Raw genomic sequence first — 15616 nt, forward strand, 5'->3', positions numbered from 1 at the left:
ACCAATCAGATTGCGAAGGCATGGTCGGTCGGTTTGACCGGAGCAGGCAGTAAGGTCTCACCTTCGAGGTAACGATCGACGGCTGCTGCCGCAGCCCGGCCCTCGGCGATCGCCCATACGATGAGCGACTGGCCGCGACCGGCGTCTCCGGCAACGAACACTCCTTCGTGACTGGTCTGGTAGTTGCCGTCACGTTCGACATTACTCCGGTCGTCGACCGGCAATTGCAGCTGCGCGGTGAGGTCGCGGGATTCCGGCCCGGTGAATCCGAGGGACAGAAGCACGAGATCCGCGGGGATCTCCCGCTCGGTGCCCGCCTTGGGTACGCGGCGCCCATCGAGGTACTCGGTCTCGGCGACCCGGATCGCGCGCACCTCGCCGGCGTCGTTCGCCAGGAACTCGATCGTCGACGCGAGGTACTGCCGGCTGCCGCCCTCTTCGTGGGCGCTCGACACCTCGAACAGCGTCGGCGACAGCGGCCACGGCTGGTGCTCCGGGCGGCTCGTGCCCGGCTGCTTGCCGATCGCGAGGTTGGTGACGGATGCCGCGAGCTGCCGGTGCGCGGTGCCGATGCAGTCAGCGCCGGTGTCGCCGCCGCCGAGCACGACCACGTGCTTGCCTTCCGCGGTGATCTGCTGGTCGACGGTGTCGCCGGCCCCGACCTTGTTCTGCTGGACCAGGTACTCCATCGCGAAGTGCACCCCGGGCAGGTCCCGCCCGGGGATCGGGAGATCGCGGGGCACCATGGCGCCGGTGGCGATCACCACGGCGTCGTACCGGGCCCGCAGGGCGTCCCAGGTGATGTCGACGCCGATGTTGACGCCGGCCCGGAACCGGGTTCCTTCCGCGGTCATCTGCGCCAGACGCGACTCGAGGTGCTTCTTCTCCATCTTGAAGTCCGGGATGCCGTAGCGGAGCAGCCCGCCGATCCGGTCGTCGCGTTCGAAGACCGCGACGGTGTGGCCGGCGCGGGTGAGCTGCTGCGCCGCGGCGAGCCCGGCCGGGCCGGAGCCGACGACGGCGACGGTCTTGCCGGTGAGGCGCCCCGGCGGCTGGGGCTGCACCCAGCCGTTGGCGAAGGCCTGGTCGATGATGGACACCTCCACCTGCTTGATCGTGACGGCAGGCTGGCTGATGGCCAGAACACAGGCGGATTCGCAGGGTGCCGGGCACAGCCGGCCGGTGAACTCGGGGAAGTTGTTCGTCGAGTGCAGGCGTTCGATCGCCTGCCGGCCCTCGTCCCGCCAGGTGAGGTCGTTCCACTCGGGGATCAGGTTGCCGAGGGGGCAGCCCTGGTGACAGAACGGAACGCCACAGTCCATGCAGCGGCCGGCCTGGCGCTTCAGCTGCGCCGCGTCGCCCTGCTCGTAGACCTCTTTCCAGTCCATCAGGCGCACGGAAACGGGACGACGGGCCGGGGTTTCCCGCTCCGTTGTTTTCAGGAAGCCCTTCGGGTCAGCCATTGGTTACCTCCAGAATGCGGTTCCAGACAACGTCGCCGTCGGGGTCGAGACCCTCGGCGACAGCATTCTGCCTGGTTGCCAGCACGGCCGCGTAGTCCCGCGGCAGCACCTTGACGAATGTGGACATGGTTCTTTCACGGTCGGCGAGCAGCCGGGCCGCGAGCGGTGAATCGGTGTGGGCGCGGTGCTGTTCGAGCAGGTCGCGCACGATCTCCTGGTCGGCGATGCCGAGCGGCGACATGGTCAGTTCCCCGGTTTGCAACGCCTGGAAGTTGACGTTGTCGCTCCGGAGGTCGTAGATGTACGCGGTTCCGCCGCTCATCCCGGCCCCCAGGTTGCGCCCCGTCTCGCCGAGGATCACCGCGAGCCCGCCGGTCATGTACTCGAGGGCGTGGTCGCCGACGCCTTCGACGACGGCGGTCGCACCCGAGTTGCGCACCAGGAACCGCTCCCCCACGATGCCGCGGATGAACATGCTGCCCTGGGTCGCGCCGTAGCCGATCACGTTGCCGGCGATGACGTTCTGCTCCGCGGGGAAGAGGCTGCGCCGGTCGGGGCGCACGATGATCTGTCCCCCGGAGAGGCCCTTTCCGACGTAGTCGTTCGAGTCGCCCTCGAGCCGCAGGGTGATCCCGCTCGGCAGGAACGCACCGAAGGACTGGCCGGCGGATCCGGTGAGGGTGACGTCGATCGAACCGGCCGGGAGACCCTGTTCGCCGTGGCGCACGGTCACCTCGTGTCCGAGCATCGTACCGACCGCCCGTTCGGTGTTGCGGATGGGCAGCTCGATGGCGATCCTGCCGCCGTGGTCGAGCACGCTGGCGCTCCGCCGGATGAGCTCGTTGTCGAAGTGCAGTTCCAGCTCGTGCTCCTGCGGGCGGCCGGATTGCCGCGGCTCACCGGCGGAGAAGTCCGGTCCGACCAGGATCGGCGACAGGTCGAGTCCGGATGCCTTCCAGTGCGAGAGAGCGCCGTCCACGTTGAGGATCTCCCGGTGCCCGATCGCCTCCTCGAGACTGCGGAAACCCAGACCGGCGAGGTACTCGCGCACCTCCTGGGCGATGAACTCGAAGAAGTTGATCACGTATTCGGCCTTGCCGGTGAAACGCTTCCGCAGCTCCGGGTTCTGGGTGGCGACGCCGACCGGGCAGGTGTCCAGGTGGCAGACGCGCATCATGACGCAGCCCTCGACGATCAGCGGGGCGGTGGCGAAGCCGAACTCCTCGGCGCCGAGCAGCGCGCCGATGACAACGTCCCTGCCGGTCTTGAGCTGACCGTCGACCTGCAGCACCACCCGGTCGCGCATGCCGTTGAGCATGAGCGTCTGCTGGGTCTCGGCGAGGCCGAGTTCCCACGGGGTTCCGGCGTGCTTGAGCGAGTTCAGCGGGCTGGCGCCGGTGCCGCCGTCGTGGCCGGAGATCAGGATCACATCGGACAGGGCCTTGGCGACGCCGGCCGCGACAGCGCCGATGCCGGACTGGCTGACCAGCTTGGTGTGGATCCGCGCCTGGGGGTTGGCCCGTTTGAGGTCGAAGATCAGTTGTTTGAGGTCTTCGATCGAGTAGATGTCGTGGTGCGGCGGCGGCGAGATCAGACCGACTCCCGCGGTGGCGTGGCGGGTGCGGGCGATCCACGGATACACCTTCGTCGGCGGCAACTGGCCGCCCTCGCCGGGCTTGGCTCCCTGGGCGAGCTTGATCTGGATGTCGTCGGCGTGCGAGAGGTACATGCTCGTCACGCCGAACCGGCCGGACGCGACCTGCTTCACGGCGCTGCGCCGCTCGGGGTCGATCAGCCGGTCGAGGTCTTCACCGCCCTCGCCGGTGTTGGACTTGCCGCCGAGGCGGTTCATCGCGATGGCGAGCGTCTCGTGGGCCTCCGGCGAGATGGAGCCGTAGCTCATTGCTCCGGTCGCGAACCGCTTGACGATCGACTCGACCGACTCGACCTCGTCCAGCGGCACAGGGTGGCGCTTGCTGGTGTCGAAGGTGAACATGCCCCGCAGCGTCATCAGGCTCTCGGCCTGGTCGTCGACGAGTTTCGTGTACTCGCGGAAGATGTCGTACCGGCGGGTGCGGGTGGAGTGCTGGAGCCGGAAGATGGTCTCCGGGTTGAACAGGTGCGGTGACCCATCGCGGCGCCACTGGTACTCGCCCCCCGTGTTCAGGCGCTCGTGCGCGGTGACGGCGGCATCCTGCGGATAGGCGGAGGCGTGACGGGCCTCGTTCTCCGCGGCGATGACGTCAATGCCGACCCCGCCGAGCTTGCTGGTGGTTCCGGTGAAGTACTGGTCGATGAATTCCTGGCTGAGGCCGACGGCCTCGAACGTCTGGGCTCCCGCGTACGACGAGACGGTGGAGATGCCCATCTTCGACATGATCTTGAGCACACCCTTGCCGAGGGCCTTGATCACGTTGCGCACGGCCTGTTCGGGCGTTCCGGACGTGATGTGGCCGCTGCGGACGAGGTCCTCGCAGGTTTCCATCGCCAGGTACGGGTTGACCGCGGACGCACCGTAGCCGATCAGGAGGGCCACGTGGTGCACCTCGCGCACATCGCCGGCCTCGACCACGATGCCGACCTTCATCCGGTTCTCGGTGCGGATCAGGTGGTGGTGCACGGCGGCGATCATCAGCAGGGACGGGATCGGCGCGAAGTCCTTGTTGGAATCACGGTCGGACAGCACGATGAACATCGCTCCGGCCTCGATGGCCGCGTCGGCCTCCAGGCACATCTCGGCGATCCGGGCGGACAGGGCGTCGGGCCCGTCGTCGAACCGGTAGAGCCCGCGGATGGTGGTGGTCGTGCGACTGCCCGGCGCGGTGTCGATGTGCTGGATCTTGGCCAGCTCGTCGTTGTCGATCACCGGGAAGTCGAGGACGACCTGCCGGGCGTGCTCCGGTCCGGCCGAGAGCAGGTTGCGCTCCGGGCCGAGCCCGAGCTTGAGCGAGGTGACGACCTCTTCCCGGATCGAGTCGAGCGGCGGGTTGGTCACCTGCGCGAATTGCTGGGTGAAGTAGTCGAAGATGAGCCTCGGCCGGTCGCTGAGCACCGCGATCGGGGTGTCGGAACCCATCGCTCCGAGCGGTTCCCCGCCGGTGCGCGCCATCGGCGCGAGCAGGACCCGCACCTCTTCCTCGGTGTAGCCGAAGGTGCGCTGGCGGCGCACGACGGATGCCGGCGGGTGCACGATGTGCTCCCGGTCGGGCAGGTCCTTGAGGTTGATCCGGCCCGCGTCGAGCCAGGTTCCCCACGGTTCGCTGGCGGCCAGGTCGGCCTTGATCTCGTCGTCCTCGATCAGTCGCCCGGCGACGGTGTCGACGAGGAACATCTTGCCGGGGCGGAGCCGGCCCTTGCGCACGACGCGGGCGGGGTCGATGTCGAGCACGCCGATCTCGCTGGCCAGCACGACGAGTCCGTCATCGGTGATCAGGTAGCGGCCGGGGCGGAGTCCGTTGCGGTCGAGGGTGGCGCCGACCAGGGAACCGTCGGTGAAGACGATCGCGGCCGGCCCGTCCCACGGTTCCATCAACATGGAGTGGTACTCGTAGAACGCGCGGCGTTCCTCGTCGAGGTCGGTCTGGTTCTCCCAGGCCTCCGGCACCATCATCATGACGGCGTGCGGGAGGGAACGCCCGGACAGGCTGAGCAGTTCGACGACCTCGTCGAACGAGGCGGAGTCGCTTCCGCCCGGGGTGACGATCGGCAGCAGCGGGGCCAGGTCGCCGAGCAGTTCGGATTCGAGTTGGGACTGGCGTGCCTGCATCCAGTTGCGGTTGCCCTGCACGGTGTTGATCTCGCCGTTGTGCGCGATCATCCGGAACGGCTGCGCGAGCGGCCAGGACGGGAACGTGTTCGTGGAGTACCGGGAGTGCACCAGTGCCAGCTTGGAGACGAACCTGGGGTCGGAGAGGTCAGGGTAGAACGGTTCCAGCTGAAGGGTGGTGACCATGCCCTTGTAGACCATGGTGCGGCAGGACAACGAAGCGAAGTAGATCTCCAGCTCTCGTTCGGCGCGCTTCCGCAGCCGGACCGCCTGGCGGTCCAGGGCGATGTCGCCAAGGGTCGACCCGGCGTCGTCGGTGCGTTCGCTCTGCACGAAGAGCTGCTGGATCGCCGGCATGGCGGCCCTGGCCAGGTTCCCGACCTCGTCGGGGCGCACGGGGACCTCGCGCCAGCCGAGGATCGTGAGGCCTTCTTCGCGCCCGATCCGCGCGATCTCACGCTTGATCTTGCTGCGGGAGGTCGGGTCGGTGGGCAGGAAGACGTTGCCGACGGCGTACCGTCCGACCGCGGGGAGGGAGAAGTCCGTGACGGAGCGGAGAAAGTCGTCGGGGATCTGGGTGATGATGCCGGCGCCGTCGCCGGTACCGGCATCCGAGCCCACCGCGCCGCGGTGTTCGAGGTTGCGGAGCGCGTCGAGGGCGAGCGTGATGATGTCGTGGCCGGCCGTGCCGCGCAGGGTGGCGACCATGGCCAGACCGCAGGCGTCCCGCTCGTCGGCAGGGTTGTACAGCCCCTGGGGCTGCGGCACGCTGCTGAAGCGCGAGAAGAGGGGTGTGTGCGGCATGGGACCGTCCTCACGAAGTGACTGGCAAGTGGGGACGACGCTGGCCCGCTGAAAGTGGTCTGGTGCGCGGCGGCCCGTGATACCGGGTGACAAGCCGTAGCGGGTTTTCCCTGGGGCTAAAGGCGCGAGTTGCTGGTGCTTGTGGCTGCAACCTCGCCTGATCCGGTGGGTTCGACGGCGTCATCACCGTGATCCTCGATATCCGAATCAAACTCTTCAGATTCTACCTCAGCATCGGGTCCCTTCCATTCGCGGCCGGGTCGGTAGGCGCTGACGGGGGTCCCGGTGTGGCGGCGGCTCTGCACGATGAGGATGACCAGGCCGATCAGGATCGCGGCATACGCGGCCCAGACGTTGGTGCGGATACCGAAGTAGATCTCGCTCGGGTCCACCCGGATCGACTCGAAGAAGCTGCGCCCGAGGCCGTACCAGATCAGGTAGACGCCGAAGGCCTTGCCCCAGCGCAGGGTGAGCCTGCGTTCGAGCAGGAGGATCACGGCGACGCCGATCACGTTCCAGATCATCTCGTAGAGGAAGGTGGGGTGGAACAGGGTGCCGGCGGGCAGCCCGACCGGGTAGGCCGGGTTGGTGGTCTCGATCTGCAGACCCCAGGGCAGGGTGGTCGGCAGGCCGAACAGTTCGTGGTTGAACCAGTTGCCGAGCCGCCCCATCGCCTGGGCGACGAGCATGCCGGGCGCCAGGGCGTCCGCGAAAGCCCAGAACCGGATGCCGGACAGCCGGCAGCCGATGTACGCGCCGACGGCTCCGCCGAGCAGCGCCCCGAAGATGGCGTTGCCGCCCTCCCAGATGTACAGGGTGCGGAGCAGGTCGGCGCCGGCATAGAAGTAGTCGCCCGGGTGGGTGAGCACGTGGTAGATCCGCGCCCCGACGATGCCGAGCGGGACGGCCCAGAGGATGATGTCGAGCACCACGCCCGGTTCGCCGCCCCGGCTGGTCAGGCGGCGCGAGGTCAGCACTGTGGCGGCGATGATCCCGGCCAGGATGCAGAGGGCGTAGGCGTGGATCCGGAACGGTCCGACGTCGAAGAAGCTCCACTCCGGGCTGGGGCTCGGGATGCTCAGCAGAAAAGACACCTGGTATTACCTTTCATCGTGACGACTCACTCCGGGTTGACCGAAACCGGTGGTCGGCCCGGCAAAACTGTCGAGGCGTCGAACGACCGCCTCGGTCAACATACCTCAGACTGCGGGTCGGATGTCCCTGGCCCCGGCGGCGAGGTCGCGGGCGAGCGCCGCGACGGCGGGGACTCCCCCTTCGGCGAGGGCCTTCACCAGCGCGGAGCCGACGATGGCGCCGTCGGCGTAGCCGAGGATCTCCCGCACCTGGCTGGGGGTGGAGATGCCGAGCCCGACACAGGCACTGGTCGACCCGACCGCGCGCAGGCGGTCGATGAGAACCCGGGCCGCCGAGTCGACGTCGCTGCGGGCGCCGGTGATCCCCATCGTGGAGACGGCGTAGACGAAGCCGCGGCTCGCGTGCACCGCCTGCTCCAGCCGAGCGTCGGAGGAGGACGGCGCCGCGAGGAAGACCCGGTCGAGGCCCGTGCGGTCGCTGGCCGCGAGCCAGTCCGCGGCGTCGTCGGGGATGAGGTCGGGCGTGATCAGCCCGGCACCGCCGGCGGCCTGGAGGTCGTCGGCGAACCGGTCGACGCCGTACTGCACGATCGGGTTCCAGTAGGTCATCACCAGCACCGGGGCATCCACCTGGGCGGTGATCGCCGCGACGGCCTCGATGCCGTGGCGCAGCCGGAAGCCGCCCGCCAGGGCCTGCTGGGTGGCCGCCTGGATGACCGGGCCGTCCATCACGGGGTCGGAGTACGGCAGGCCCAGTTCGAGGATGTCGACACCGCCAGCGACGAGCGCGACGGCCGCGTCGATGCTTTCGGACAGGGTCGGGAAGCCGACCGGCAGGTAGCCGATCAGGGCACCGCCGCCCTGTTTTCGTCGCAGGGCGATGGTCGATTCGACTGTGCTCGTCGTCGTCGTCATAGCTGTGCCGCGCCCTCGTCGAGCAGGTCGAAGTATCGGCCCGCGGTTTCCATGTCCTTGTCGCCGCGGCCGGAGAGGTTCACCAGGATGGTGGCGTCCGGTCCGAGCCGTTTGCCCAGGTCGAGGGTGCCGGCGAGAGCGTGTGCCGACTCGATCGCCGGGATGATTCCCTCGGTGCGGCTGAGCAGCCGCAGGGCGCTCATCGCCTCGGCGTCGGTGATCGGCAGGTAGGTCGCCCGGCCGATGCTGGCCAGCCAGGAGTGCTCCGGGCCGACGCCCGGGTAGTCCAGGCCGGCGGAGATCGAGTGTGACTCGACGGTCTGGCCGTCCTCATCCTGGAGCAGGAAGCTGCGGGCGCCGTGCAGGATGCCGGGGCGCCCCTTGGTGATAGTGGCTGCGTGCCGGAGGGTCTCCGCGCCGTCGCCGCCGGCCTCGTAGCCGTACAGGGCCACGTCGGCGTCGTCGAGGAACGCGTGGAAGATGCCCATCGCGTTGGACCCGCCGCCCACGCAGGCGGTGACCGCGTCGGGGAGGCGCCCGGTCAGGTCGAGGACCTGTTGGCGGGCCTCCTCGCCGATGATCTTCTGGAAGTCGCGCACCATCGCCGGGAACGGGTGCGGGCCCGCGACCGTTCCGAAGATGTAGTTGGTGTTCTCGACGTTGGTCACCCAGTCGCGCATGGCGTCGTTGATGGCGTCCTTGAGCGTGCGGGAGCCGGTCGTGACCGGCACCACCTCCGCGCCGAGCAGCCGCATCCTGGCCACGTTGAGGGCCTGGCGTTCGGTGTCGACCTCGCCCATGTAGACGACGCAGTCCAGGCCGAACAGGGCGGCGGCGGTCGCCGTGGCCACGCCGTGCTGACCGGCACCGGTCTCCGCGATCACCCGGGTCTTGCCGATCCGTTTGGTGAGCAGGGCCTGGCCGAGCACGTTGTTGATCTTGTGCGAGCCGGTGTGGTTGAGGTCTTCGCGCTTGAGGATGACGCGGGCGCCGCCGGCGTGGGCGGCGAACCTGGGCACCTCGGTGATGATGGACGGGCGGCCCGTGTAGGTGCGGTGCAGTTCCATCAGCTCGGCGGCGAAGGCCGGGTCGGATCGGGCGAGGGTGTACTCGTTGGTGAGTTCGTCCAGCGCCGCCACCAGGGATTCGGGGACGAATCGTCCGCCGAAATCCCCGAAGTACGGGCCTGCTTCTGCTTTGAGGGACATGTCTATACCGCCAGGAATTCAGTGAGGGTGCGGATGGGGTCGCTCGTGACGAGCGCTTCGCCGACGAGCACGACGTCGGCTCCGGCGGCACGGTAGTGCGCGACATCCGCTGCCGTCTTGACGGCGGATTCGGCGACCCGGACCACGCCGGAGGGGATCCGGTCGGCCAGCCGGCCGAACAGGTCCTGGTCGAGGGTGAAGGTGGACAGGTCGCGGGCGTTCACCCCGACGAGGCTGGCGCCGAGGTCGAGGGCGCGGTCGACCTCGTCGGCGCTGTGCGTTTCGACGAGGGCGGTCATTCCGAGTTCGCGGACGAGGTCGTGCAGGGAGACCAGGGTGGCCTGGTCAAGGGCCGCGACGATCAGCAGCACGAGGTCGGCGCCGGCGGCACGTGCCTCGAGGACCTGGTACGGGACGCCGATGAAGTCCTTCCGGAGCACGGGAACCGTCACGGCCGAACGCACCTGCTCGAGGTCCGACAGCGAGCCGAGGAAACGGCGACCTTCGGTGAGCACGCTGATGGCGCTGGCGCCGCCGAACTCGTAGGACACGGCCAGGGCGGCCGGGTCGCGGATCTCGGCGAGGGCGCCGCGGGACGGACTCGCCCGCTTCACTTCGGCGATGATCTTCACCCGGTCAGCCGGGGCGAGCGCGGACAGGGCGTCGAGGGCCGGCGGGCGCGCGAGGGCGTCCGCTTCGACGGCGGAGTACGGGCGATCCCGACGGCGGACGTCCGCGTCGGCGATCGCCCCGGCTAGCAGCTCGGAAAGCACTCGGCTAGTGGCCTTCGTGCGGCTGGGTGTCGGCTACGCCGTAGCCCACCTTGGACAGCGCCCAGCCGACGCCGAGTCCGACGACGAGCAGCGCCACCGAGGCCCAGACGAGCCAGGGCAGAGCGAGGAAGAACGCCACGGTGCCGACGGCGATGGCCAGCAGCATGATGGTGACTGCGGTCCAGGCCGCAATGGAATGGCCTTCGCCAGGGTCTACCGACTCGAAGCTCATGGATCTCCTTCTGTGCGTTGACGTGCGGGTCAAGTCTAGCGGCCTGACGGTGATCGACTTCAGCGACGAGCGGTGGGGTCCTCGCCACGGGTGAGCCCGTCCCAGTCGTCGACGGCGTCGCTCGACGGGTCGCCGGAGGCGTCGGTGGCCGCCCCGCCGGAAGCATCCGCGGCGGCGAATCGCACGGCCTGGTACCGGGAGCCGGGGCCCGGCCAGCGGCGGGCCGTGACGAGGATGATGAGGCCGGCCGCGGCCCTCGCGACGCCGGCGACGAGGGCCAGGTAGGGCCAGGGCGTGGACACCGAGGCGACGACTCCGTCGGTGACGGATTCCTTGCCGGCGATCCCGGTGGCCGCGGTGATCAGGGCCGCGCTGGCCCCGGCCGGGTCACCGAGCGCGAGAGCTGCGGCGAGGCCGACCGACAAGCCGAGCAGGATTTCGAGCAGGCCGAGGACGACCCGGATGATCGGACCGGCGATGGTCAGCGCGCCGGCGAGGGCCACCCCGGCCAGGGCCAGGGCGGTCAGGCCGGGCGCGGCGGTCGAACCGGTGACCGCGAGGGTCTTCGCGGCCGAGCCGGGTTGCAGGGCGTCGGCGGTGATCCAGACCTGGGTCCAGGCCAGCAGCGCCAGGGCGCTGGCGGCGAGCACCAGCAGGATCACGGCGAGCTTGAGTCGGCGGGCGGTCACTCAGCGCACCCGTTTCATGGCGTTGGCCACGGCCACGGCCCGCAGCGGAGCGGCGGCCTTGTTCTGCGACTCCTGGTATTCGGATGCCGGATCGGAGTCGGCGACGAGGCCGCCGCCTGACTGCACCCTGGCGATGCCGTTCATGATGGTGGCCGTGCGGATGGCGATGGCGAGATCCGCGTCCCCGGCGAAGCCGAAGTAGCCGACCACTCCCCCGTAGACGCCGCGCTGGGTGGGTTCGAGTTCGTCGATGATCGCCAGGGCGCTGGGCTTCGGTGCGCCGGACAGGGTGCCGGCCGGGAAGGTCGCCCGGAACACGTCGATGGCGGTCTTGCCGGGCAGGAGATTGCCCTCCACCGACGAGACGAGGTGCATGATGTGGCTGAACCGTTCGATCCGCATGAACTCGGTGACCTCAACCGAGCCGGCCGCGCACACCTTGAGCAGGTCGTTCCGGGCCAGGTCGACGAGCATGAGGTGCTCTGCTCGTTCCTTGGGGTCGCCGGCGAGTTCGGTTTCGAAGTCGGCGTCGGTTTCCGGTGTGGTCCCGCGGGGCTTCGACCCGGCGATGGGGTGGGTGAAGACCCGGTCCTGCTGCACCTTGACCAGGGCCTCCGGCGAGGAACCGACGATCCAGTACGGTTCGCCGGTCGTGGACTCAAGGCTGAGGAGGTACATGTACGGGCTGGGGTTGAGGCTGCGGAGCACCCGGTAGACGTCGATCGGGTCGGCGGTGCAGGCCTGGTCGAAGCGCTGGGAGATGACGACCTGGAAGATGTCCCCGTCGACGATGCGCTGCTTGGCGACCTCGACCGAGGCGAGGAAGTCGGCGCGGGTGGTGCGCATCTCCGGTTCGGGCGCGGTGGACAGGTCGACCTCGGCGAGCCACGCCTCCGAGGGTGCCGCGAGACGGGCCTGCAGGGAGTCGAGCCGCGCCTGGGCGCTCGCCCAGAGCTCGGCCGGGGTGTCCGTGCCGTCGTTGAGAACGTTCGCGATGAGCTGCACGGTGCCGTACTTGTGATCGATCGCGACGAGGTCGGCAACGAAGCTGAACGCCTCCCCCGGCACGTCGTAGTCGGCCGGCGGCCGGTTCGGCAGACGTTCGATCTGGCGGATCGCCTCCCAGCCGATGAAACCGACCAGGCCGCCGGTGAGCGGCGGGTGCCCGGGCAGGCACGGCGTCCGCCAGCGTTCGAACAGGGCGGAGAGCGCCACCAGCGGGCCGAGCCCGGCGGCGGCGCCGAGCGCGCGGTCGGCGTCGACGCCGTAGTCGATCCAGCGGGTGTCGTCGCCCTGCTGGGTCAGCACGCCGAAGGAGGACACCCCGACGAAGGAGAACCGGGACCAGATCCCGCCCTGTTCCGCCGACTCGAGCAGGAAGCTGCCCGGCGCCCCGGCGGCGAGCTTCCGGTAGATGCCGACCGGGGTCTCCCCGTCGGCGAAGAGTTCACGGATGACCGGGATGACCCGGTGCAATGGTCCGAGCGCGGCGAACTGTTCGGGGGTTGTCGTCCCGGCCGTGGTCTCGTCGACGGCCACGGTCAGTTCACCGTTTCGGCGGAGTCGGAGTCGGAGTCGGAGGCGGAGTCGGAGGCGACCGGGCGGGTGCCGGTGGCGACGCCGATGCCCCGGCCGTCGAAACAGGTGTGCGTGCCGGTGTGGCAGGCGGCGCCGACCTGGTCGACCCGCACGAGGAGGGTGTCGGCGTCGCAGTCGAGCGCGGCGGATTTCACGTACTGCCCGTGCCCGGAGGTGTCGCCCTTGCGCCAGTATTCCTGGCGGCTGCGAGACCAGAAGGTGACGCGGCCCTCGGTGAGGGTGCGTCGCAGCGCCTCCCGGTCCATCCAGCCGAGCATGAGCACCTCGCCGGTGTCCCACTGCTGGATCACCGCCGGCAGCAGGCCGTCGGCGTTGAAGGCGGCCAGCGCGAGGCCGGCGTCGACGGATGACAGTGCCTGGTCGTTCATGGTGGCGCCCTCTCGTTCGGGGTTCATCGGTCGTGGGGCTGCGGTCGTCGGGCGAGGCTCATCAGCGCACCGGCATCCCGGCGGCGCGGAGCTCCCGCTTCACGTCGTCGATGGTCAGTTCGCCGTTGTGGAAGACGGATGCCGCGAGCACCGCGTCCGCTCCGGCCGCGATCGCCGGTGGGAAGTCCTGTGCCCGTCCGGCGCCGCCGGAGGCGATCACCGGCACGCGGCTGATTTCCCGCATGAGCCGAATGAGTTCGAGGTCGAAGCCGGCCTTGGTGCCGTCGGCGTCGATGGAGTTCACGAGGAGTTCCCCGACGCCCAGCTCGATCGCGGTGCCGGCCCAGGCCAGGGCATCCAGGTCGGTCTCGGTGCGGCCGCCGTGGGTCGTGACGACGAAGCCGGATTCGGTCCGGCCGCTGCGTTTCACGTCGAGTGAGAGCACGAGGACCTGCGAGCCGAAGCGGTCGGCGATCTCCCCGATCAGCGCCGGGCGGGCGATGGCCGCGCTGTTGACGCCGACCTTGTCCGCGCCGCTGGCCTGCAGCCGGGAGACGTCCTCGACGCTGCGGATGCCGCCGCCGACGGTGAGCGGGATGAACACCTGTTCCGCGGTGGCGCGCACCACGTCGTAGGTGGTGGACCGGTTGTCGACGGTCGCGGTGACGTCGAGGAAGGTGAGTTCGTCGGCACCCTGCTCGTAGTACCGGCGGGCGAGCTCGACCGGGTCGCCCGCGTCGCGCAGGTTCTGGAAGTTCACGCCCTTCACCACGCGGCCGTTGGCCACGTCGAGACAGGGAATGACCCGCACAGCAAGACTCACGATTTCCTCCGTGACAATTCTCTTACCCTGACCCGTTGGTTAGAGGCGGGCGTTGTGGATGGAGCTGATCAGGATCGCCCTGGCGCCCAGTTCGTAGAGCGCGTCCATGACGTGGTTGGTGTTCAGGCGCGGGATCATCACCCGCACGGCGACCCAGTCGGGGTCGTGCAGCGACGACACCGTGGGCGACTCGATGCCCGGTGCCAGCAGGCAGGCATCGTCGAGCAGGGCCGCCGGAATGTCGTAGTCCATCAGCACGTACTGGCGGGCCACGAGCACACCCTGCAGCCGGCGGAGGAGCGTCGCGATTCCGGGCTTCTCGTTCTCGGAGGTGATCAGCACGGCCGTGGACTGGAGGATGACCGGGCCGAAGATGTCCAGGCCTGCCTTGCGGAGGGTGGAGCCGGTGGAGACAACGTCGGCGACGGCGTCCGCCACGCCCAGCTGCACCGCGGATTCGACCGCGCCGTCGAGGGTGACGAGGGTGACCGACACGTCGTGCCGGGCGAGGAACGCCTCGACCAGGCCCGGGTAGCTGGTCGCCACGCGGAGGCCGGCCAGGTCGGAGAGGTCGCTGAAGCGGCCGGCGGGACCGGCGAAGCGGAAGGTGGAGTCGCCGAAGTCGAGGCTGGCGATCTCGTGGGCAGTCGAGCGGGAGTCGAGCAGCAGGTCCCGTCCGGTGATTCCCACGTCGAGGGCTCCGGAACCGACGTAGGTCGCGATGTCGCGCGGCCGGAGGTAGAAGAACTCGACGTCATTGAGCGGATCGGCGACGACGAGGTCGCGCGGGTCGCGGCGGCCGGTGTACCCGGCCTCGGACAGCATCTGCGCGGCGGTTTCGGACAACGAGCCTTTGTTGGGCACGGCGATTCTCAGCATGGTGTTCTTTCAGCGTTGGCGGGGAGGTGGACGGAGTCGGCCGGTGGCCTGGCCGTCACAGATGCCGGTACACGTCGGCCGGGGTGAGCCCCTTCGCCAGCATGAGCACCTGCACGTGGTAGATGAGCTGCGACATCTCGGCCGCCGTCTCCTCGTCGCTTTGGAATTCGGCCGCCATCCAGACTTCTGCGGCTTCCTCAACGATCTTCTTGCCAATGGCGTGCACGCCGGCATCAAGCTCACGCACGGTTCCAGAGCCCTCGGGCCTGGTTCGTGCTTTGTCGCTCAGCTCAGCGAAGAGGTCGTCGAATGTCTTCACTCCCCTAGGTTACTAGTGCGCGTGCCGGTGTTCGTCCGCGGCGGCGCGCAGCCGGGCGATCTGCGCGGCAGGGTCGGCGGCGTTGAACACGCTCGAACCGGCCACGAAGGTGTCGGCGCCGGCCTCGGCGGCGATCGCAATGGTCTCCTCGGTGATGCCCCCGTCGACCTGCAGCCAGACGTCCAGACCACTCTTGCGCACGGTCTCGGACAGCGTCTTCAGCTTGCGCATGGTCGACGGCATGAAGCTCTGCCCGCCGAAACCGGGCTCGACGGTCATCACCAGCACCTGGTCGAATTCGGGCAGGAGTTCGAGGTAGGGCTCGACCGCGGTGCCCGGCTTGAGGGCGATGCCCGCCCGGGCGCCGATCGAGCGCAGCTTCCGCGCCAGGCCGACCGGGTTGGTGGTGGCTTCGGCGTGGAAGGTCACCGAGAAGGCGCCGGCCTCCGCGTAACCGGGAGCCCACCGCTCGGGGTTGTCGATCATCAGGTGCACGTCGAACGGCAGCGGTGAGACCTGGGCCAGGCGGGAGACGACGGGCGGGCCGAAGGTGAGGTTGGGCACGAAATGGTTATCCATGATGTCCACGTGCACGAGGTCGGCGGTGCGGATGCGCCCCAGTTCCCGTTCGAGGTTGGCGAAGTCGGCGGCGAGAATGCTCGGGTTGATCCTGGAGGGCATGAC

The 15616-nt window shown here is 69.1% G+C and carries 14 protein-coding genes; all 14 read right to left on the minus strand.

Features of this window, described 5'->3' with window-relative positions:
- Window positions 1–5 precede the first annotated feature (5 nt).
- The 14 genes from E3O32_RS02505 to rpe all read right to left on the minus strand — a co-directional run bounded on the left by E3O32_RS02505 (window position 6) and on the right by rpe (window position 15613).
- Window positions 6–1463, minus strand: coding sequence for a glutamate synthase subunit beta (locus E3O32_RS02505; protein ID WP_134506662.1), 1458 nt, complete (start codon window positions 1461–1463; stop codon window positions 6–8).
- Complete coding sequence (gltB, locus tag E3O32_RS02510) at window positions 1456–6033, minus strand: glutamate synthase large subunit (RefSeq protein WP_134506664.1); 4578 nt, start codon at window positions 6031–6033, stop codon at window positions 1456–1458. Before gltB ends, E3O32_RS02505 begins: the two co-directional genes overlap by 8 nt.
- A 116-nt stretch (window positions 6034–6149) precedes the next feature.
- Window positions 6150–7127 carry a prolipoprotein diacylglyceryl transferase gene (lgt, locus tag E3O32_RS02515; RefSeq protein WP_241974487.1) on the minus strand — a complete coding sequence of 326 codons (978 nt, stop codon included), beginning with the start codon at window positions 7125–7127 and terminating at the stop codon, window positions 6150–6152.
- Between the two features lie 105 nt (window positions 7128–7232).
- On the minus strand, window positions 7233–8042 hold the full coding sequence (gene trpA / locus E3O32_RS02520) for a tryptophan synthase subunit alpha (RefSeq protein WP_134506666.1): 810 nt from the start codon (window positions 8040–8042) through the stop codon (window positions 7233–7235).
- Window positions 8039–9250: a tryptophan synthase subunit beta gene (gene trpB / locus E3O32_RS02525; protein WP_134506668.1), complete on the minus strand. Its 1212-nt coding sequence runs from the start codon at window positions 9248–9250 to the stop codon at window positions 8039–8041. Before trpB ends, trpA begins: the two co-directional genes overlap by 4 nt.
- 2 nt (window positions 9251–9252) lie before the next feature.
- The gene (gene trpC, locus E3O32_RS02530) at window positions 9253–10023 is read right to left on the minus strand and encodes an indole-3-glycerol phosphate synthase TrpC (protein ID WP_134506670.1); all 771 of its coding nucleotides are present in this window, start codon (window positions 10021–10023) and stop codon (window positions 9253–9255) included.
- A gap of 4 nt (window positions 10024–10027) precedes the next feature.
- Window positions 10028–10255 carry a DUF6704 family protein gene (locus E3O32_RS02535; protein WP_134506672.1) on the minus strand — a complete coding sequence of 76 codons (228 nt, stop codon included), beginning with the start codon at window positions 10253–10255 and terminating at the stop codon, window positions 10028–10030.
- Between the two features lie 59 nt (window positions 10256–10314).
- Entirely contained in the window at window positions 10315–10944 is a 630-nt protein-coding gene (locus E3O32_RS02540; RefSeq protein WP_134506674.1) for a Trp biosynthesis-associated membrane protein, read from the minus strand.
- Window positions 10945–12483: an anthranilate synthase component I gene (locus E3O32_RS02545; RefSeq protein ID WP_134506675.1), complete on the minus strand. Its 1539-nt coding sequence runs from the start codon at window positions 12481–12483 to the stop codon at window positions 10945–10947.
- A 2-nt stretch (window positions 12484–12485) separates the two neighbouring features.
- The gene (gene hisI, locus E3O32_RS02550; RefSeq protein WP_134506677.1) at window positions 12486–12911 is read right to left on the minus strand and encodes a phosphoribosyl-AMP cyclohydrolase; all 426 of its coding nucleotides are present in this window, start codon (window positions 12909–12911) and stop codon (window positions 12486–12488) included.
- 61 nt (window positions 12912–12972) lie between these two features.
- Entirely contained in the window at window positions 12973–13734 is a 762-nt protein-coding gene (hisF, locus tag E3O32_RS02555) for an imidazole glycerol phosphate synthase subunit HisF (RefSeq protein WP_134506679.1), read from the minus strand.
- Window positions 13735–13773: 39 nt separating this feature from the next.
- A complete protein-coding gene (gene hisG / locus E3O32_RS02560; RefSeq protein WP_134506681.1) occupies window positions 13774–14613 on the minus strand; it encodes an ATP phosphoribosyltransferase in 840 nt (279 codons plus the stop codon).
- A 55-nt stretch (window positions 14614–14668) separates the two neighbouring features.
- Complete coding sequence (locus tag E3O32_RS02565; RefSeq protein ID WP_134506683.1) at window positions 14669–14932, minus strand: phosphoribosyl-ATP diphosphatase; 264 nt, start codon at window positions 14930–14932, stop codon at window positions 14669–14671.
- 12 nt (window positions 14933–14944) lie between these two features.
- The gene (gene rpe / locus E3O32_RS02570; protein WP_134506685.1) at window positions 14945–15613 is read right to left on the minus strand and encodes a ribulose-phosphate 3-epimerase; all 669 of its coding nucleotides are present in this window, start codon (window positions 15611–15613) and stop codon (window positions 14945–14947) included.
- Window positions 15614–15616 lie beyond the last annotated feature (3 nt).

It is taken from the genome of Cryobacterium mannosilyticum, from assembly GCF_004402705.1.
Lineage (GTDB): Bacteria > Actinomycetota > Actinomycetes > Actinomycetales > Microbacteriaceae > Cryobacterium > Cryobacterium mannosilyticum.

What these genes read in the sequence shown, in the direction of transcription:
- E3O32_RS02505 (WP_134506662.1), bottom strand. Translation starts at nt 1,463, where the DNA reads ATGGCTGACCCGAAGGGCTTCCTGAAAACAACGGAGCGGGAAACCCCG.
- gltB (WP_134506664.1), bottom strand. Translation starts at nt 6,033, where the DNA reads ATGCCGCACACACCCCTCTTCTCGCGCTTCAGCAGCGTGCCGCAGCCC.
- trpA (WP_134506666.1), bottom strand. Translation starts at nt 8,042, where the DNA reads ATGACGACGACGACGAGCACAGTCGAATCGACCATCGCCCTGCGACGA.
- trpB (WP_134506668.1), bottom strand. Translation starts at nt 9,250, where the DNA reads ATGTCCCTCAAAGCAGAAGCAGGCCCGTACTTCGGGGATTTCGGCGGA.
- E3O32_RS02535 (WP_134506672.1), bottom strand. Translation starts at nt 10,255, where the DNA reads ATGAGCTTCGAGTCGGTAGACCCTGGCGAAGGCCATTCCATTGCGGCC.
- hisI (WP_134506677.1), bottom strand. Translation starts at nt 12,911, where the DNA reads ATGAACGACCAGGCACTGTCATCCGTCGACGCCGGCCTCGCGCTGGCC.
- hisG (WP_134506681.1), bottom strand. Translation starts at nt 14,613, where the DNA reads ATGCTGAGAATCGCCGTGCCCAACAAAGGCTCGTTGTCCGAAACCGCC.
- rpe (WP_134506685.1), bottom strand. Translation starts at nt 15,613, where the DNA reads ATGCCCTCCAGGATCAACCCGAGCATTCTCGCCGCCGACTTCGCCAAC.